Raw genomic sequence first — 19621 nt, 5'->3', positions numbered from 1 at the left:
TAGACAACCTATGCGGTATAAAGACCACCCATTAAAGGATCTGTCTTAGAAATTTTTCCGGTCTCCACATGGCCGGCAAAACGCTCAGACCAAGTCGGAAATCCTTCCGTTTCAAGCTGCAGATCATACCAGCCAAAACTTGATTGCAGATCGATCACAATCGACTTTTCTTCGCTCGGAGCTAAGGTCACTGTCCGTAACTGTTGCCTATACGCCAGGTCTTTGAGCAGTATTTTTTTAGCGGCAGCACTGCCGTTATTCAAATTAACAACTAGATTTCCTGTCAATTGACCCTTATTTTTCGCTTGTTCATATATACACTTGACTGCGACCGCTGGATGCTCGTCACTACCACGAAATTCTCGATAGAACCCGTTGGGAGCATATGCTTTTAAATGATAATGGCCATCTTTAAAAGCGCCTAGATGCCAGTTATCACTTAAGGAGTCTCCGGCAGAGACCGCATATTCCCAAGTGCGTAATATCTCTTGATCATAAGGCGTGGCCGCATAGACCAAAAATGGTGAACCATTGGATTTGGCATTGTGTACCTTATTTCCTGCTGTAAAGGTAAGTTGGTATTCTTTTCGCCTTACATCGTAATGGCCATCCAAATATAATTCATAAGGTATCGGACAAGCGGGTTTTATTCCTTTTTCCTGCTCAGGGAAAAGGGAAAATTGTTGTGGTGCGGTATTCACCTGAAGGATTTCGGGTGCACGGAGCGGACGATAATTTTTAGGGATATCTTTAAATTGGGATTTATGGACATCCACCATAAAGGCATCTTTTTCCAGCGCCTGCACCGTCTCTGTCTGATCCGCCTCAAAAGGCCTAAAGATGGATGTAAGGTCGCCACAGATACTGCGACGCCATTGGGTAATATTTTCTTCGCGAACGCTTTTTCCAAATTTCTTCGCTAGAAAGTTCTCCAAAAAGCGAAGTGATGAGGTGTGGTCAAACAATTCTGAGTTAACAAATCCACCTCTAGTCCACGGCGATGCCACGACCAGTGGGACGCGATAACCCAGTCCAATGGAACTCTCCCGGATACGGTCTTCCATCGCAGATGGGTTGGTCTGTTGATCTTTAGTTACCCATTCCATCTTTCCGTCGATATTGGAAGAGACTTTACCAGACCCTTTTCTATACGGGTTGGGCGTCGCATAGGGCGGTACATGGTCAAAAAATCCATCGTTCTCATCATAGGTAAGAATGAAGATCGTCTTTTTCCATACCTCCGGATTTTTGAGCAAGATCTCCATAACTTCATTGACATACCAAGAGCCAAACCAAGGTCTTCCGGGATGATCCGAAAAATTTGCCGGCGTCATCAACCAGGAGACCGTCGGGAGCTTGTTATTTTCCACATCCTGGCGGAACTGATGGAGCACATCCCCTTTTGGCACTTGCAACTGCCGGTCTATGTCTCCATCCTGATAAGAGAGCGTCGTTAAAGCGTGATAATCTGCATCGTTATGATTAGTCGTAAACGCTCTATCGTTGAGTGCCTTTTCATGATGCGGCAATTTATCATAGTTTTCTTTTGTGTAGATACCGATACTTTCGTCAATCATGCGCATCACCTTTTGTGCTGCCACCAATCTTTGCTTTTCGGATTGACTGGCAGGATCCGGTCCAATACGATCAATCTCCTGCTGTACTGCTTTTTTTCGCTGTTGGAGATTAGCCACATTTCCGGGATGCAACCGCACATTGTATGCTTTGAAGTATTCCATCACGTTGGTACCAAAATTCCCAAGCCAATTGCTTTCCTCGCCACTGATACCCGATCCTATAGTGAGTTCATTTTGGTAAATGCGCCAGCCGATTCCGTGTTCCTCCAATCGTTCCGGGAATGTTTTCCAGTCAAGCGTAGGCTTATTATAATCGCTGATATTCCAGAGATGCGCTTTCGCCGTGGGGTTATTTTGCTCACGCACAGTGCCTGTCATCCAATACCATCTATTGGGATGTGTACCCGTAATACTGGAACAAAAATGCTGATCACAGACCGTAAATGCATCGGCCAAAGAATAGTAAAATGGAAAATCTGAGCGGTCACAATAGCCCAGCGTCAGGGGCACATCGGCATATGCTTTATTGTAGGGCTTTTTGACATTCAGCCAGCGGTCATATTTCCCGCCATTTCGTGCATCAGTCTGATCAGCCCAGCCATGCGGGGTAGACCCCATCCACGGTGCCTTCGAATCCTTTGCATTGAGCCGAAAAGGTATAAAGGTGTTCCCTTGGGCGTTAGACTGAGCCCATACGCTATTTCCGTTGGGCTGTATGATCGTACGGGGATCGTTAAAACCACGTACACCTTTCAGACAACCGTATAGATGATCAAATGAACGATTTTCCTGCATCAGGAAAACGATATGTTCGGCATCATAAAATGTACTGCCCGATTCGGGGTTGATTGCCAATGCTTTTTGGATTGTCGATGGTAGCAAACCTACCAAAGCGGCACCCCCCGAGAGGAGTGCTGACTTTTTGATAAAATCTCTTCTTGAACTATTCATATTCTGGTATTGCTTAAAAACTATATCCTACCCCTCATTGAATTTGATATGGGTTGCCAGAGTAGGCCATATTACTTAAATCAAGGGAATTGTCAGCGACTTACCGTAACCTGTCCGTCTTTCATGTTTGACTGGTTTGTTTGTGATTTCCAATCGTGCACAAGTATAAAACAAGTGTTTAAACGGATTATTAATTTAGAGAAACCATTGCGTTAAAAAAACAAAGTAAAACAAATCAGTGTGTTAAAATTTAACAAGGTTATAAAGTGTTTATTATATAAAAATGCCACGAATAACAATTATTCGTGGCATTTATCATAAACTATGAATGAATAGCATAAAAATCATTAATGCATAATGAACTGAATAGCCAATCCTTAGCGAAGAATAATTCTATTCAATTCCTTTATGTTTTTTTCGTTGCGCACCCACAGGTTTATCATATAAAGCTCATCGATATCACCGATAGATTTCACTGGGGAGACATCAATCTGCATGATATTACTTATATCTACAAATACCTCAGCAGGACTTTGCTGAACTATTTGATCATCTACCATAAGTATGACACGATTAGATTTAACGTTTGTATATTTTTTTTGCAGATCGGATAGCGTAATCAAGACCGGCTTATAGTTCTGATTTAGTTCGATTATAACAAGCTGTTTCCCCTTGTCAACGTCTACGGATTTAACACCTTCGGGCTTCAAAGTCCCCATCAAGTCTCCTTTGTACAGCTTACCCAAAACCTCTACGTTCACTTGGCTTATATCATTGCGCTTTTTATAAACTGTCGAAGGTACTGTATCTGTCATATTATATCGGCTGTGTGGATTCTGGCCGTGTGCTATACTCAAGCCAAACCATGACAAAAGAGCGCACAAAAGTATTTTCTTCATATTTTTAATAGCTGTTAATATTCACCAAGAAACCGTATTTGAAATTTTGTACTTAACCATTAACGAAGACTCGTCTCCGATCATACCTCAAAATATACAAATTATCTTAATTCGAGATATTTTTTTTCAATTTTTATTGAACCAGTCTAAATATTGCTATCTTTGAGTATTGTTTGGGGAAATAAATATATATCAAAACAATAAATTACAGCAACAACATTAGGTAATGAAAAAATAATTTTATGAAAACAACACTTAGGATTGCTTTATTTCTATTTTCTGCCGCCATTTTTATCTATGGATGCAACAAGGATAACAGTATACCAGAGATACCAGAAAAAGTTATAGAAAAGCCCGAAGAGCCAGTCAAAGCCATTAGAGATACCTTTCTGTTTTTACGGAAAGATGTCATCGTTTTTAAAGCATATAGAGGGTCGCTCAAGGGCGGTGTTGATATCTCTGCACAGGAAGGACCGGAAACTTTTTGGAATTCTACCAAGCTGAGCAGTTATCAGTACGATACGCTAACCGTTACCAAAGACAGTACCTTCGAAAGACCCTACAAGTATGAAATCAATGATTTTAGATTTGAGCAACGGAAAGACAGTGTTTTCCGGTGGAACCGCTATGCAAGATTTTGGGAATTTTATGGTATGCGAAAGAAAGATACAGTGGAGCAATATGTGCGTTTTTATAGTTTTCAAAAGTTTACGCCGCCCTATTTTTATGCTGAAAACGGTCACAATTCGGGTGAAATATCGTATACATATTATTTCAATGACAATAAATACCTTTTTAAGAGCCCTGAAGATATGAAAAATGAGAACGATGAAGTCGCTTGGTACGGCATCAAATATATATACGTTAAAAAGAAATAGCCTGTGCTACTGGCTTTGCGACCTGATGGTTATAGGAAAACAAAGGGACCGACGTATGCCAACGCGGTCCCTAAAACAATACAATTATAAACTATTAAAACTATCTCTGCCGTTTGGATTAGTATCCAAAGATTTCGTTTAAGCTAAGCTTACTGATTTTACCAAGCGCTGTGATGTTATCCTGATTCAGGTCCTTCTCCTCTCCTACAATGCAATAGATATACGGCTTACGGCTTATATTATCGCTGTGAAATTGTTTAAGATCACTGTATGTCAAGTGAGGAATCTTTTCAAAGATCATTTTTCTTGAATCTTCTGTCAGTCCACGGCGTTGTGCTGCCATATAGCTTGAGAGGATACCAGTGCCCGTGATACGTTCACTAGCCAGTGATTTTAACAAATTCGTACGCACCGACTCCAAGCCTACAGCTGATTCTGGCAATTCATTCAAAAGCTCATTCATACCGCCTACAGCATCTTTAAACTTATCAGATTGCGTTCCTATATAAGCACCGACTATGCCATGGTTTTCTTTCTTTTGTGGTTGTCCATAGTAGGCATAAGTCGTATAGGCCAATGCTTTGGATTCCCGAAGCGTCTGGAATACAATACTGCCCATACCGCCTCCAAAGTATCCATTGAAAAATGTAACCGTCGGAAGTTGGTTTTTATCAAATAACCCTGAATTTCTGATCCAGAATACTTCAACCTGCTTCATACCATACTGTGCAAAAAAGACTTTGCTCTCATCAGTCGGCTTTTCTACAAATTTTACACCCTTTTCTATTGTTGCATAGGCCGTGTTATTGTTTTTTAGCGGTGTCAGATTTTTCACCAACTCATTTACAGGCTCCGGTCCATAATAGAGAATACGGTGTTTCGCATTCGCTAACTTATGCAATACCGCTACGAGGTCCGAAGCTTTCAATCCATCCAACTCCTGATCCGTATAGGTATAATTAAATGGGTTTTTGGCCCCATAACGTGCATATGCTTTCAGCCCCTCCATGATAGAAGCTTTATTCTCCTTGGCATTGGTCCTGGATTTTTTAACACGGTCAATGAATGCGGTAAATGCCCGCTCATCCGCTACACAGTTATGCATCAGATCTTGCAACAGACCGACCGACTCTTTAAAATTACTTCCCAAACCGGAAATAGAAACACTACTTTCTTCATTTCCAGAAGAAACTGAAAAGTCTGACGCCAGCTTATAGAATGCTTTGCTAAACTCTTCACTGCTCCTATTCTTTGTACCCAAAAATTCCAGGTATCCGACGGCCAAGCCCAGTAACTTATTGTCCCAGCTACCAAAATCATAATGATAAGTCAGGGAGAATAGTTCGTTATCTTTGTTTTGAACAGCTAATACATCCAAATCCTTCAGCTTTGATTTGGAAATCTCCTGATCAAAATCTATCCATTTGGGGTTGATATTCTGCTCCGGCATTGCGTTGATCTGTTTCAAAAATGCAGACTCTACGTTCCGATTGACCGTAATAGGCGTAATGGCTGGCTTGACTACTTTATCTACATTGGCATCCTGACCTTTTTCCTTGAAGACCGTCACATAATTGACGTCAGAAATGTATTTATTTGCAAAGCGAACAATATCTTCTTTTGTAATCTTAGCTAAGCGGTCTGTATAAGCCAACTCTTTTGCCCAATCCAACTCCGCGTTAAAGCCCGACATAAGCTGTTCTGCGGTACTGGAGTAGTTTTCAAAGAGTTTAATCTGTGATTTTCTTTCATTATTGATGATAGATGTCAACAGGTCTGCAGAGAAATCTCCTTTTTTCAATTTCTCCAATTCCGCTAACAACAGTTTTTTGACATCTTCAAGGCTCTGGCCGGTGCCCGGGTTACCCTGAAGAATAAGCATCGAATAATCTTTTAGAATATAAGGAAATGCACCTGCTCCCAATAATTTCTGAGACTTAACAAGGTCTAGATCGATCAGACCAGCAGATCCGTTGGTAAGTACATTAGCCATTAAATTGAGGATCTGCGCATCTGGATGTGCTGCCCCCGGGAAACGAAAACCCATTAATACATATTCAGAAGCAGGGCCTTTGATCGTCTTTGAAATCGGATTTGTGATGGGCTGCTCTTGCTCAAAGGTATATGCTGGCACGGGTTTGGACTTCATGCCTGAAAACGCCTTGTCAATGCGCTTAATCACATCGGTAGGATTAAAATCACCCGACATGATAACGCCCATATTATTCGGAACATAATAGGTGTTGTAATATTCACGGATGGCTTTGAGCGATGGATTTTTAAGGTGCTCCACAGAGCCCAAAACGGTTTGCTTACCGTAGTTATTATTGGGAAACATGGCCGCAAAAATAGCTTCGATCGATTTTCTATTATCGTTATCTAAACTTATATTTTTTTCTTCGTAAACCGATTCAAGCTCTGTGTGGAATAACCGGAGGATGGGATTTCGGAATCGCTCCGCTTGTACGGTCAGATACTTATCGATCACATTGCTGGGGATATCTTCGACGTAGACAGTTTGCTCAAATGAGGTAAATGCATTTGTACCCTTGGAGCCCATGCTGCTCATCAGTTTATCATATTCATTCGGAATAGCATATTTTGATGCCTCCCCTGATACACGGTCGATTTCTTTATAGATAGCAGTACGTTCATTCACGTCGGTACTATGGTTGTATTTTTCATAGAGATTGTCAATCTCGTCCAGCAGCGGTTTTTCCTTGGACCAGTCCAAACTACCAAACTTGTCGGTTCCCTTAAAAAGCATGTGTTCCAGGTAATGTGCGAGCCCAGTATGATCTTTTGGATCTGTTTTGCTACCAGCCTTGGTTGCAATATATGCCTGTATGCGAGGTTGCTTGTTATTTGGGCTTAAAATGACGGTCAATCCATTTTTCAATTTGTAAAACCGCGTTTGAACCGGGTCATTGGTCACGTATTTATAGGTATAGCCCCCCTCTGAGGTCTCTTTCCACTGGTATTTTCCGACCTGAGCCTGAATTCCGGTCGTAATAAACAATAGCGATAGGAAAGCTACTGTTTTCATTTTTCTATTCATAAATAAACAATTTAGAGAACATAATCTTGACAATAGTTGGCAATAATATTTCCAACAATATTAAAGTTTAACCAAACAATTATCAATATAGCAGGTAAAAAACGATAAAATTTATAGAAATATTGATACTAGGCAATACATTATTCAGAAAACGCATCATCATGTTATAGAAAAAAGGATTTTTTTCAGCTTTCTTCTCTCCTGTTTTGACATATACTGCTGTAAGGTTGGATATTGAGGCAACAATGCTTCCCCGTCAATTCCATCGCCCCAGTAAGCGACTTGTTGCGAAGCTTACCCGTGTGCCATAGGCCGCTGTGAGGTACTTATCGATTCCTACCGAAAATATTTGGCCTGATATAGCTCTTCAGCACTTGCCACAACATGAACTTATTCAACACGTTAATTTAAAAACTTAACTAAATACTGTTCCAAAGCCGGACCACGAAGATTTCTGGCGACAATCTTTCCCGTCGGATCAATTAAGAAATTACGCGGGATAGACATAACTTTGTAAAGTCGTGCAGCTTCATTTTTCCAGCCTTTCAGGTCTGCCACCTGGGTCCAAGGCAAACCATCACTATGGATCGCATTTATCCAGGCCTCCCGCTGACTGGCACCATCTAGGGAGACACCCAATACGGTGAAATTTTTATCCTTAAACTTATGATAGGCTTTTACGACCGTAGGATTTTCATTGCGGCAAGGGCCGCACCAAGAAGCCCAAAAATCCAATAGCACATATTGTCCCCGAAAGTCTGCGAGACTAACCAGTTTCCCCAGTGTGTCCGGCTGGCTAAAGTCTGGTGCGAGATTGCCAACAGCTAAGGTGTTCTGCTCCTGAATATAATTAGCCACTTGGGCTGCTGAAGGATAAGCTTTTACTTCGCTACTTAATTTTTTGAAGCTATCCACGTTTTGTGTAGCATCGAAATCTTTTTGCGCTATGCGTTGTAACATTGACCAACTCACATAAGAGGCTGGATTTTCAATAATAAATATCCGTGTCAATGAATCCTGGTAAGCATTCGTTCTATCAAACCAATTCACCAGTTTCTGTTGAAATTCAGTGCTTGAACGCTCCGCATTGTCAGCTTTATTAAACATCTTGTGCATCGGTTCTTGAAACGCTTCTACCCGTTTCGATACCGTTTGATTGTAGTGCTGAAAGTCTTTATTCACCTTTCCACCTTTAATATTGGCTGTTTTCAGGCTATCGGTCCCCAATACAGTTATCGTTCCTTTCTCCAGGAATATTTCCTTTGTATCGGCATTTTTGAAATGAGGAAGCTTGTGCATACCCTGGTGATCCATTACAATCGCTAGGCGTTCTGGCTCATCCCGCACACCGATAAACACGAAATGACCATTAGCGGATATCACACTGTCCACTATTTTGGCATTTGTCCAACCATAATTTTGGACAAGGTATGCCATCGCCTTTGGATTGGCATTTTTTAACCTGATATCAACCTTGAACTTGAACTCCTGCCCGAAGGTGAGAACCGGAAGCAAGAATAATGCGATAATTTTTATAATTTTCATGATGTAAAGATCTTTTTAATGTGTGTTGTATGTTTATATAGATGTTTATTGACCATAGCCGGGATTAGGCGTCAAATTTGGATTTTGAAATAGATCCACATTTGGAATAGGCCATAATGCCATATAAGATTTCCAATTACTTTGCTTCAACGGACTGACATTTTGCATGACCTGATCAATCTGCTTGGTGCGTTTGAGATCAAAAAAGCGGTGTCCACTTTCCGTGAATAATTCGACACGCCGTTCCTGGGCGATTGCAACCATGATATCCCCTGTTTGGATTGCTGCTAGTCCCGCTCGCTTGCGCACTATATTCAGGTCATCCCAAGCGGTATTTTTGTTGCTATGCGCACGCGCTTCAGCTCGGATGAGGTATTGTTCAGCCAAGCGCAAAGGCACAGTCAATTCAGCATCATTCACATTAGAACTGTACTTATTGGGCAGATGGTAAATTGTTTCAGGCCGTGTTGCGGAAGCTTCTGCCTTGACCGTACGTACCCAGCTGTTCAAGCGCTCATCAGCAGGCTCAAAACTAGCATACAATTGGTCTGTTATTACGCCAAAAATATTAAATGTACCTGGCGTCTGGTTACCGGTTAGCACCGCTGGCATGCCATTATTAAAGGCCTTAAAATAGGCATTCGTTTTGGGTTCACCATTTGCCAAAGACCATATCGTCTCTTTGCTTCCCGCCAAAAACACTTTATTTAAGGACTCTAAGGCATAATTGGCATCCTGAATAACTTCCGTTGCTTCGTTTTCAGCCTCCTGCCACTGCCCTGCATAAAGGTATGCCCGGGCCAAAAGCGCTGTCGCAGCCGCCTTATTGGGCCGTACACGCTTGGTACTCGAATTTCCCGAACCATCCCTATACCCATCGCTAAGGAGGTTTTTGGCCAATTTTAGATCCGCTATAATCTGCTTAAAGACCAATTCTTCGGACGAACGCGACAGGCGATTGTTGACCCTGTAGTCACTTGTCACTGCCAGGGGCACTCCTCCATAAAAGTTAACTAAATGATAATATAAGAATGCCCGCATGAAGTAACACTCACCAAGCCATTGTTCCTTAAACTGAAGATTCGCGGACGTCGACTGTATACCTTCCAATGCAGCATTGGCGATGTATATATTTCCGTAGAAATCGTTCCAGAATGGGCTATTTTCAGGCTGAATATTATTTTTATAAAAAACATCAAAATTATTACCGGGGACCAAATTTCGAAGTTCATCAGTAAACATCCCGCTCACCATGACCATATCCGAAAAAGTAGGCCCAGAGAAGGCACCGGCGGTTGTGGTTGAAACAAAGATACCATTGACGACACTAGCGACCAACTTATCTGATTGGTAGAGACTTTCAGAAGGGATCACACTCAGGGGCAATGGGGTATTGTCAAGGTATTTATCACAACTATTCAAAGCAAGCATGAAGGCTAGCATAAGTATATTAAATCGTTTTTTCATAATGATGGACTAAAGGGTTAAATTAATACCTGCTGTAAATATGCGCATGGGCGGAAGTACATTCGCATTCAGATTTTCAGGATCCAATCCGCCAAACTTGGATATCGTCAACAGATTTTGTCCCTGTAAATAAGCCGTAAGTTGTTTCAATCTAAGTTTCTTAAGAAGATCAGCAGGTACGCTATAGCGTAAACTGACATTTTGCAGACGTGCGTAGGTAGCATCTTCATACGCACCACTGCTGTCATTAAACTTCAGTATGGAGAGATAATTCATGATCGTTGTGCTTACCTTTGGCACATTGGTTATATCGCCAGGCTGTTGCCAGCGATCAAGCCAAATCGTAGCGCCATTTGTACCATAATAACCCATCGGTATCCCAGATTGCCCCATAAGGCTCTTGCCTATACGTTTGGTAAAGGTAAAGCTAAAGTCTAGCGTGAAATTTTTGAAGGTGAACGTATTGGTCAGACCACCATAATAGGTAGGATCAAGATCGACAAACTCCGTTTTGTCAGACTGGGATAGGCCTGTTACGAATTCACCTGTTTCACCTTTGGCATTTGTAAACGTATACGTACCCGTTTGCGGATCCACTCCTGCATATTTATAAGTCAAGATACCGTTGACCGATTTACCCAATACATAGTTTGAATAAATACTACTTTGCGTTGGCATCCTAAGTATTTTGCTATCCGGAAGCGATATATTAAAGCGCGTATTCCACTTAAAGTCCTTATGGTCAATATTGACACTGCTCAAGCTGATCTCTACCCCCGTATTACGTAGTAAAGCATCCGAATTGAGCGTATATTTGCTAAATCCGGTCACCATGGAAAGCGGCTGGGAAATCAACTGATTACTTGACCTGTTGTGGTAATAGCTGGCATCCAAAGATATGCGGTTTTTAAAGAAACCCAGCTCAATAGCGGCCTCCGAGTTGAAGTTTTTCTCCCATTCCAAGAGTGGATTAGAGAGCGATGTTGGGTAAAAGCCAATTTCTCCACCATAGGTTTTGCTGAGCACTGAATAGGTACTCAAGTATTGATAATCACCGATCTTGTCCCCACCTACGATTCCACTACTTGCTCTTAACTTACCAAAGCTCAACCAAGGCATCAGCTCTTTGACAGCCCTTTCTTCGGAAAATATCCATCCCAAAGCTGCCGATCCAAAATTACCAAACCTGCGACTTGGCCCGAATTTGATGGAGCCATCGCGGCGACCATTGATGTCAAGCATATATTTTTTGTCCCAGATAAACTTGACAATCCCATACATGCCGATGGATCGGTATTGGTTATCCGAAATAGTATATGTTTTTGAAGCCCCCAGAGCAGGATTACTCAACAGCGCATCCGCAGGAAATCCCGTTCCCGTGATTGCATTAGATCGTCTTGTATTCTGATTGATTTCGCCACCCATTTTGACACTTAGTTCCCCCTTCTTCCAGATCACATTTTTGTATTCGGCGTAAGGACTAATCGTCAGCGATTGCGTATCAAAATTGTTCAAAAGCCCCACGTTCGTATTGTAAATAGATGTTGAGGCGGGATTGAAGGTTGTAGAGGGCACAGTAGACAATTCCCTGCCTTTGAGGCTATTAAAACCAATGATTGTATTTAAGACGATATGCTCGTTAGGACGATAATTTAAGGTCAGATTCGATAATAAATTATTGGTTGTATTCAGATAAGTACGGTAGATGTTTCCGATCCCTTTTTCCCAATCCCCCACTTCGCTCCAGTTGACTTCACCCTTGTCAGTCAGCGGGTAAGGAGCATTTGGCGCAACAGAGCTAGCATAAGAAGAGAAATCGTAGGGTACCATATCATTTTTGGATCCCATATACGATCCACTGAAAGAGAGGTCAAACTTATTGTTGTTGCTCTTGGTATTGAGGTTAAAGCGCACCGAACCGTCCCTATTTGCCCCCCTATGCATCTGGATGTTGCCCGTATTGCGCAAGCTACCATTAATCAAAAAAGAGGTATTATTGCTACCGCCGCTATAGCTCAAGTTGGCATTGCTGGTTACAGCGGCTTTACCCAAGAAAGCTGTTCGCCAATCATGGAAACGATCTTCGGGCCAAGTTCCATTGACATCATAGTCGGCAGCAGTAGGTTCAAGGCCATCGTTTTTAAAGGCCTCGCGACGGAGCATCAAATATTCCGCTGTGTTTAGTATCGGTGCCGTTTGCCCTTTTACAGATACCCCACTATACACATTGGCACTGACCATGCTACTGGTTGTCTTTGCCTTTTTTGTGGTGATCAAGATGACCCCATAGGCCCCGGAGGATCCATAAATTGCGGTGGCATCAATATCCTTGAGCACATCGATGCGTTCGATATCATTGGGATTGATGTAATTCAGTCCACTTCCCCCCTGTAAGAAGTTGCCCGTATCGTATTGTGAGTTGGTATTCATGGGCAGGGTACCACTGGGGTAACGCACCCCATCCACGATGACCAATGGTTCGGCAGACCCTGTATTAAAATTACTGGCACTCCGTAGTCTCATAGAGAATGCACCGCCCGGTTGACCCGTGGCCTGTTGGATAAATAGTCCAGGGACTTTTCCCTGTAAGGCCTCCAGCACATTGTTAACGGGATTTTTCTCAATATCTTTAGCCATTATCGTCGTAATATTACCTGTATTAAAGCGCTTGGTTGTATTACCATAAGCAGTCACCTGGATTTCATCCAGGTCATTCAGTTGCGGCACCAATTTAAGTTCAAAGGGGTACTTAATCGCTGTCGCTTGTACATCGACTGCTTTATACCCCACATAAGAGAAGCGTATTGTCGATTGTTTACTTTTAACCTTCAGTACAAAGGCCCCTTTCAGGTTAGTTGTGGTCGCATTCCCATCGGGGTTTAATTCTTTGACAATGACACCCGCCAAGGTAACGCCATTTTCATCCATTACGGTTCCGCTTACATAAGTTTCCTGATAACTCGCATGGGCCGCAAGCGGGGCGGCATCGGCCCTTTTGCTGACGACGATACTCTTATCCGTGATATTATAACGTAGATTTTCGGCTGAGAGCAGTTCCAATAAAAGCTTCTGTAAACTTTTATTTTTTACTTGGATCGTTTTCCGCTGAATGGAATTTATATGGCTATCGTTGTATACAAAGTCATACCCGGTCTGTTTTCGGATCTCTTTAAAGATCTGCGACAGGGTCGCATCTTTGACGTTGAGTGTGACTTGCTGACTAAAAGACGTCGCGCTGGCGTGTACCATACCAAAGGTGAGCAGCGTAATAATAAGCTTCATAATACATGAAATTTTGAGCAGAATTCGCCTGATCCGCCGTTTTTTATAGGTAGAAAATTTGTACATTTGATTTGAGTTAATAATGGGCATACTTCCTGCCAGTCGTATGCCCTATAAAATACTTAAGCTTTTTAGGGTGGCCACTTTGGCCCCCTTTTTTATTAGGCGTTATTGTTTTTTATACAGGTCCGAATTCTTTCATTATGATAGTGGTAATTTGTTAATTGATTAGGTTTAGTGTTTTTCCCCTGAGCGTAAATTTAAGGGAGTTTGTTTTTTCAAGAAGTTGTAGGATGCTCGATAGGTTCTTTTTTCTAGAGATGATGCCTGTAAAAGTATCTCCTTTATCTGTATAGGCCTCGTAATCGATGTCTATGTTGTACCAGCGTGCGATGTCCGCCATCATTTGTTTGATTGGTACTGCATTGAACACAAAGTCGCCATCCTTCCATCCAGCTTCCGCTTCCGCATCGACTCGCTGAATTTTGCCCCCATCGACAGATACAAGACATTGTTGCCCCGGTTTCAATAGGTATACGCCATGTTTTGAATTGATTTTAACAGCACCTTCGATCAGTGTGGTTTTTGTAGCCCTAGTTTCCGGATAAGCCGTCACATTAAAATGTGTTCCCAATACTTGGATTTCCTGTTGATCCGTCCGCACTTTAAATGGAGTATGATGTTTCATCACCTCAAAATAGACCTCACCAGAGACAGTTACCAGACGTTCATGTGGCGAGAATTTCGCCGGAAACTCAATGGAAGATGCCGCATTAACCCAGGCCTTTGTCCCATCAGGAAGCGTAAGCCTATATTGCCCACCCCGCGGTGTAGTTAGGGTATTCAAAAGGGGTTTTTGGTCAATTTCCGGTTTCGTTTGCCCCGCCGATTCATAGCTGATATTTCCTTCTCCATCTTGGTGAACAGTTACCTGCTCATTGACCTTGATATCCTGTACATTGCCTTCCCCCAGGGTATACACCTGCCCATTGGAAAGCTTCAGTATCGCTTTATCCGTTCCTGGCTCTATTTTGATGGAGGCCGCTTCGGTAGGCACTAAAGCCCTGTTTTGCTGATAAAGATGCCAAGCCACAAAAGATAGGCAAATACAAATTATAGCTGCCGCAACCATGCGGAAAGGATAGTGAATAATTCGCTTCGGAGCGCCCACTTCAGGCTTCAATCTGCCCAATTCCTCATATTGCTGATCGGTCAGCTGCTGTCCGGAGATATTGAGCTGGGCATACCAGGCTTCGAGCAGTCTGGCCTCTTCTTCCGAGCAATCGCCCAGATTATATTTTAACAACAATTCTTTTAGGTCTTCTGCGTTTTTCATGCGCTTTATTTAATGTAAGACCTTTGAGGAAGCGTTAAGGGCTAGTGCGTTTTTATTTTTTTTAAAAAAAACCTACAAAAAGTACCATACCCAGTTTAGTACGCAATGTTTTTAGCGCAGCTTTAATATGGTTTTTGACCGTATTTTCAGAAATTCCGAGGCTTTCGGCTATTTCACTGTGTGATAATCCATGCATCCGGCTCATCAACAGCACATTTTTCATTTTTGGCGGCAATTTTTCAATTTCACCATCTATTAGCTGTTGCATTTCCCTTTCCCGGATTTGATACTCTGTGTAATGGCTTACATTATCTGTAAATTGGCGAAAAGATTCGGCGTATCGGTCCAACACATTTTGATGTGCAATATATTTTAACACTTTATTACGTACCAGCACATAGAGCCAGGCCGAAAGATTTTTTATCGCAGGTAAATCTGCATGTTTGATCCATATCTGCGAAAAGACATCCTGTACGATTTCTTTTGCGCCATCATAACTACCCAATTTTTGGTAAGCATGACTGACAAGCAATACCTTATAACGATGATATACTATTTCAAAAGCTTGATGATCCCCATTGCGGATCTGATCGATCAATTCTTCATCCACATGACTTTCGTTAGTTTGCATATAAAGTATTTACTGAATGAACCTTTACCATGTACACTTAGGTGAATTTTAAATCGGATAGACTATCTCGTTTGGCACAAAAATGGGCCTTCAGCGCCAAAAATATCAATATTAAATTGAATAGAAAAAGAAAATTGGTGATGTTATAAAAATTCATTCAAAATTTTCACCGCGATATACCACCCTCGTTCACCTCCCGGAAGCGGATCGGTGCCATCTGCATCATTTTTTTAAAGAAATTATTAAAATGAGTAGTCTCTTTAAAACCTAAAGAATACGCGATTTCTGAGACGTTCCACTCAGTATGTCTCAGTAATATTTTTGCCTCCTGCAACAAACGCTCCGCAATAATCATAGAGGTTGTTTTTTCTGTGGTCACCTTGACCGCCCGATTTAGATGATTGACATGAACGGAGAGCTGGTCAGCGAATTCACAGGGCGAACGAAAGCTGATCCGCTGCCTCACATCTTCAATCGGAAACTGACGCTCTAAGAGTTCCAGGAACATATGGGTGATTCGTTGAGCAGCATTCGTTTGTTGTTTTTCAACTTTTGAAGCCGTTTTCATCCGATGGGTATAGTGCAGCAGATCAAACACGAGATTTCTGAGCAGATCATATTTATGTTCATAATCCGAATCCAATCCATCCTGCATCTTGAGGTAGACCTGCTCTATTTCTTCCAATTGCTTATCCGTGAGCTCAAAGACAGGTATGGCGTTAGGTTTAAAAACTTCGTAGTCGTTGAGATTGCCAAAATGGTGAAAAAATGATGCTGTAAATACACAAAAAAATCCAGCTTTATAATCGTCAATCCATTCAAATTTGTAAGGGATCTGCGGATTTGTAAAAAATAAGGCCTGCTTTTTAATTTCAATGACCTTATCAGCATAATGTATTCTATTTTTACCGATTATCAGGGTAATTTTAAAATAATCCTTCCTGCTGTAGACCACAGGCTTCGTATGCTTACCTATATATTCATCTATTTTAAAAACATTGAAATGCCCTACCCCATTTCGGATATTTTCGGGGACCCGGTCAAATTTAGATTGGTAAAATCCCTCCAGCGACTGCATTTTTTCCATAGGATAAATATACGAAAATCAAACAAAAAGTGTTGTCACTCGGGAGTGGCAACACTTTTTGTTTTTGGATTAAGATTTTAATTAAAATCAGTAGAATAAGAAATATTCTTGTTGCTTTCCAGTTCTTCTGAAAGCAACCTAATTTTTTCCGTAGCCCTTTTATAGGCATCGCTTCCGAGATATAGCCGTACAGGGGGATTCGGATTTTCTGTTAGGTCAATAAACACCTGCGCCAGCTTTTCGGGGTTACCGATTTGTGTTCCGTTCATTGCTGCATATTTTTCGTGAGAGGCAGTGATTGCCGTGTAGCTGTCGATTTTCTTTTCGGCTAAAACCAGCGAGCTATCTTCCAGAAACTCCGTCCGGAATGCCCCTGGTGCCACCACTGTCACTTTCACGCCAAACTCTTTCACATCCTCTGCCATCACCTCTGAAAGCCCTGTCACGGCATATTTTGTTGCCGCATACATTGCCCAGCCCGTTCCCGGGGCAAAACCCGCAATAGATGAAATGTTGATAATATGGCCCGATCTCTGTCGCCTGAAGTAGGGCATCGCAGACTGCATCGTTTTGATAACGGCCATTACGTTGATGTCAAAACTATCTTTGATTTCTTTCTGACTTAATTCTTCCACAGCTCCACCTATCCCATAGCCGGCATTATTCACCAACACATCAATTTTTCCGAACTGTGCAACCGTACGTTCAAACGCTTCACGGATAGATTTCTCACTTGTCAAATCCACTTCCAATGGTAAGAACTGTTGCTCGTCAAAATGCCCGACGGCGTCAATTAAATGTACTGATTTTCTACTTGTTGCTGCCACGCTATACCCTTTTTCGATGAGCTTTTTCACCAACGATAGCCCCATTCCTTTGGAGGCCCCGGTTATAAACCATACTTTATTTGTCTTCATATTAAATTTATATATAGCACAAAATTAGAACATCAGCCGGCCACCGTAATAACGAAATGGAAACAATAGATTACAAAAATCAAACAAGTTGCTACCATAATGAACCGATGCAACGACGAACTTGCTACTACCCGCTGTACGTCGCCTCCGTCCTATTTCCCTGCTATCCTTAATCGAATATTTCAGAATTAAACCGAGCGACGGAGATAATTTAAGGGCACGGCACGGAAGGAAGAAGTGCAGAACGCCACTTGGCCGCTCTACCTATATTTTGGTTAAACTTTTCGGACTGTAGCCAAAATGCTTTTTAAAAGCATAGGAAAAATGGGAAAGATCTTCAAACCCCAAATCAACAAAGATGTCAGAAGCAGTTTTCTTCAGCGAAGCCACAAAATTTTCAAGAACCGAATTGACCTCAATTTTAACCAGCGTATTTGTTTTCGTTGACTGTTCGGATTTCAGCTGATACTCATTCGAAAAATTCTTTAAATTTTCATCACTCAAATAATGATTCAAACATATGCTGATATTGAGGAGTCTTGAGATGATATTTAGCGGACTCTTCGACTACGTAAGCTGTTAAGGATGCCAACTCTGTCTGCGGCTTTTTATTAAGATAATCTGCATGCATGGATGATGTTGCATCAAAAGGCATCTGTTCCATTTTATAAATCGTCATGTTGCTAATATCGTCAGCAACACTAATTCCTTTTGCTATTGCTAGCGTTGCAACTTCCTGAATAAGTTCTATAACAGACCTTCTTTTTTGCTGGTCTTCCATAATAGCACCTATAGAACTATTGTAATACGAGGTCGCTGTCGCCATTGCAGAAATAAATATAAATTTATCCCATATTATTTGCTCGATTTCGTCCGAATAGTTTACGTGAATACTAGCTTGCTGAACAAGATCATGCAATCTATCTAAGCGTTCATCGTGTCCACTGTTCATTCCAAAACTCATTGTGCCCCATTTACCGGTTACCTGAATTACTCCGGGCTCGGTTAATCGCGATACGATATAAGCGCAACCATCGATCACTAAATTATCGGGATAATACCGTTGGATACGCTCTTTACTGTCCACTCCATTCTGTAACGGTATAAAAACTGTAGCCGGATTTACACAGTTGCGCAAAGAATCAACCGTTTCCTCCAGGTCATACGATTTTGTGCAAAGAAAAATATAGTCCATTTGGTCAAACTCGCCAGCCAAATCTGACGCCTTATAAGGTTTGGCAACAAAGGTCTCTTTTTCTAATACCACTTTCAGACCGTCTTGCTGTATCTTATCGAGATGACTACCCCGCGCCAAGAAATTTATGTGAATATTACTGTTTTCATACTTTCTTGCCAACATCCCCCCAAAATATCCACCAACTCCACCTAAACCGACTATTAATATATTTTGTTTCATTCAGCTTGTTTTTAATATTGTCATTTATATTCCATGTTAAAGATATAACACAAATTATAATATTCCTACCTCCCTTTCACTTTCATAGCACTAGCGTGACTCTTTATAGTTTATCGCTAGGCCTTAAAAAACTGTTCCAATTCATTTCTGTGATTCTCACCCCATTGAGCTGTTACCTCGATGACTGATATAAGGCTTTCACCCAGCCCAGTCAGTTCATATTCTACTTTCAGCGGAAGCTGATCAAAGACGACTTTATTAATCAATCCATGTTCAATCAATTGGCCAAGCTGCGCATCAAGTACACGACGGGTTGCATTGGGGATTTTCCGCTGCAGCTCACCCGGACGCTTGATACCTGAATGTATTGCCCAGAGCAGGTTTATTTTCCATTTGCCCTGAACGACCTGCAAAAACAGATGTAAACCACAATCTAAATTGACAGGAAGCTTTTTTTCGTACATAGCTGATATATTTTACGAAGGTATAAAGTGAGTATAGATAAATTTATCCGTAATTGACACGGTTACTTTATGCCCTTAACTTTGCAACAAAGTAAATATAAAAATATGAAAT

14 protein-coding genes are annotated in these 19621 nt (G+C 41.6%); 1 reads left to right on the top strand and 13 read right to left on the bottom strand.

Annotation, left to right across the window (positions count from 1 at the left end; all coding sequences use genetic code 11):
- Nucleotides 1-8: 8 nt before the first annotated feature.
- Both HPC41_RS10295 and HPC41_RS10290 read right to left on the bottom strand, forming a co-directional pair.
- The gene (locus tag HPC41_RS10295; protein WP_172393942.1) at nucleotides 9-2528 is read right to left on the bottom strand and encodes a phosphocholine-specific phospholipase C; all 2520 of its coding nucleotides are present in this window, start codon (nucleotides 2526-2528) and stop codon (nucleotides 9-11) included.
- Nucleotides 2529-2905: 377 nt separating this feature from the next.
- Nucleotides 2906-3343: a hypothetical protein gene (locus HPC41_RS10290; RefSeq protein WP_172393941.1), complete on the bottom strand. Its 438-nt coding sequence runs from the start codon at nucleotides 3341-3343 to the stop codon at nucleotides 2906-2908.
- Nucleotides 3344-3669: 326 nt separating this feature from the next.
- Here HPC41_RS10290 and HPC41_RS10285 point away from each other — a divergent pair, with 326 nt between their 5' ends.
- Nucleotides 3670-4305: a hypothetical protein gene (locus HPC41_RS10285; protein ID WP_172393940.1), complete on the top strand. Its 636-nt coding sequence runs from the start codon at nucleotides 3670-3672 to the stop codon at nucleotides 4303-4305.
- Nucleotides 4306-4423: 118 nt separating this feature from the next.
- Here the strand turns inward: HPC41_RS10285 and HPC41_RS10280 are convergent, their stop codons facing one another.
- The 11 genes from HPC41_RS10280 to HPC41_RS10230 all read right to left on the bottom strand — a co-directional run bounded on the left by HPC41_RS10280 (nucleotide 4424) and on the right by HPC41_RS10230 (nucleotide 19509).
- Nucleotides 4424-7363 (bottom strand): M16 family metallopeptidase, encoded by a 2940-nt coding sequence (locus tag HPC41_RS10280; RefSeq protein WP_172393939.1) that lies wholly within the window; start codon nucleotides 7361-7363, stop codon nucleotides 4424-4426.
- A gap of 402 nt (nucleotides 7364-7765) precedes the next feature.
- Nucleotides 7766-8908 carry a TlpA disulfide reductase family protein gene (locus HPC41_RS10275; protein WP_172393938.1) on the bottom strand — a complete coding sequence of 381 codons (1143 nt, stop codon included), beginning with the start codon at nucleotides 8906-8908 and terminating at the stop codon, nucleotides 7766-7768.
- Between the two features lie 45 nt (nucleotides 8909-8953).
- Nucleotides 8954-10375 (bottom strand): RagB/SusD family nutrient uptake outer membrane protein, encoded by a 1422-nt coding sequence (locus tag HPC41_RS10270; RefSeq protein ID WP_172393937.1) that lies wholly within the window; start codon nucleotides 10373-10375, stop codon nucleotides 8954-8956.
- Nucleotides 10376-10384: 9 nt separating this feature from the next.
- Complete coding sequence (locus tag HPC41_RS10265; RefSeq protein WP_172393936.1) at nucleotides 10385-13657, bottom strand: SusC/RagA family TonB-linked outer membrane protein; 3273 nt, start codon at nucleotides 13655-13657, stop codon at nucleotides 10385-10387.
- A gap of 220 nt (nucleotides 13658-13877) precedes the next feature.
- A complete protein-coding gene (locus HPC41_RS10260; protein ID WP_172393935.1) occupies nucleotides 13878-14993 on the bottom strand; it encodes a FecR family protein in 1116 nt (371 codons plus the stop codon).
- Between the two features lie 61 nt (nucleotides 14994-15054).
- On the bottom strand, nucleotides 15055-15624 hold the full coding sequence (locus HPC41_RS10255) for an RNA polymerase sigma factor (protein ID WP_172393934.1): 570 nt from the start codon (nucleotides 15622-15624) through the stop codon (nucleotides 15055-15057).
- A 166-nt stretch (nucleotides 15625-15790) separates the two neighbouring features.
- A complete protein-coding gene (locus HPC41_RS10250; RefSeq protein WP_172393933.1) occupies nucleotides 15791-16711 on the bottom strand; it encodes a helix-turn-helix domain-containing protein in 921 nt (306 codons plus the stop codon).
- Nucleotides 16712-16788: 77 nt separating this feature from the next.
- Nucleotides 16789-17628 carry an SDR family oxidoreductase gene (locus tag HPC41_RS10245; protein ID WP_172393932.1) on the bottom strand — a complete coding sequence of 280 codons (840 nt, stop codon included), beginning with the start codon at nucleotides 17626-17628 and terminating at the stop codon, nucleotides 16789-16791.
- Nucleotides 17629-17892: 264 nt separating this feature from the next.
- Nucleotides 17893-18018 carry a helix-turn-helix domain-containing protein gene (locus HPC41_RS25790; RefSeq protein ID WP_420240156.1) on the bottom strand — a complete coding sequence of 42 codons (126 nt, stop codon included), beginning with the start codon at nucleotides 18016-18018 and terminating at the stop codon, nucleotides 17893-17895.
- A gap of 106 nt (nucleotides 18019-18124) precedes the next feature.
- Nucleotides 18125-19045: a ketopantoate reductase family protein gene (locus HPC41_RS10235; protein ID WP_172393931.1), complete on the bottom strand. Its 921-nt coding sequence runs from the start codon at nucleotides 19043-19045 to the stop codon at nucleotides 18125-18127.
- Between the two features lie 116 nt (nucleotides 19046-19161).
- Entirely contained in the window at nucleotides 19162-19509 is a 348-nt protein-coding gene (locus tag HPC41_RS10230) for a winged helix-turn-helix transcriptional regulator (protein ID WP_172393930.1), read from the bottom strand.
- Nucleotides 19510-19621: the final 112 nt, after the last annotated feature.

The organism is Sphingobacterium prati (assembly GCF_013167215.1).
In the GTDB taxonomy this organism is placed as follows: Bacteria; Bacteroidota; Bacteroidia; order Sphingobacteriales; family Sphingobacteriaceae; genus Sphingobacterium; species Sphingobacterium prati.
Note: the sequence above shows the minus strand (reverse complement) of the source record. Positions and strands in the feature narration are given on the sequence as shown.

Bases quoted from the DNA above. Each gene is read 5' to 3' on its own strand.
- HPC41_RS10295 (WP_172393942.1), bottom strand. From the start codon at position 2,528: ATGAATAGTTCAAGAAGAGATTTTATCAAAAAGTCAGCACTCCTCTCG.
- HPC41_RS10290 (WP_172393941.1), bottom strand. From the start codon at position 3,343: ATGACAGATACAGTACCTTCGACAGTTTATAAAAAGCGCAATGATATA.
- HPC41_RS10285 (WP_172393940.1), top strand. From the start codon at position 3,670: ATGAAAACAACACTTAGGATTGCTTTATTTCTATTTTCTGCCGCCATT.
- HPC41_RS10280 (WP_172393939.1), bottom strand. From the start codon at position 7,363: ATGAATAGAAAAATGAAAACAGTAGCTTTCCTATCGCTATTGTTTATT.
- HPC41_RS10275 (WP_172393938.1), bottom strand. From the start codon at position 8,908: ATGAAAATTATAAAAATTATCGCATTATTCTTGCTTCCGGTTCTCACC.
- HPC41_RS10270 (WP_172393937.1), bottom strand. From the start codon at position 10,375: ATGAAAAAACGATTTAATATACTTATGCTAGCCTTCATGCTTGCTTTG.
- HPC41_RS10265 (WP_172393936.1), bottom strand. From the start codon at position 13,657: ATGAAGCTTATTATTACGCTGCTCACCTTTGGTATGGTACACGCCAGC.
- HPC41_RS10260 (WP_172393935.1), bottom strand. From the start codon at position 14,993: ATGAAAAACGCAGAAGACCTAAAAGAATTGTTGTTAAAATATAATCTG.
- HPC41_RS10255 (WP_172393934.1), bottom strand. From the start codon at position 15,624: ATGCAAACTAACGAAAGTCATGTGGATGAAGAATTGATCGATCAGATC.
- HPC41_RS10250 (WP_172393933.1), bottom strand. From the start codon at position 16,711: ATGGAAAAAATGCAGTCGCTGGAGGGATTTTACCAATCTAAATTTGAC.
- HPC41_RS10245 (WP_172393932.1), bottom strand. From the start codon at position 17,628: ATGAAGACAAATAAAGTATGGTTTATAACCGGGGCCTCCAAAGGAATG.
- HPC41_RS10235 (WP_172393931.1), bottom strand. From the start codon at position 19,045: ATGAAACAAAATATATTAATAGTCGGTTTAGGTGGAGTTGGTGGATAT.
- HPC41_RS10230 (WP_172393930.1), bottom strand. From the start codon at position 19,509: ATGTACGAAAAAAAGCTTCCTGTCAATTTAGATTGTGGTTTACATCTG.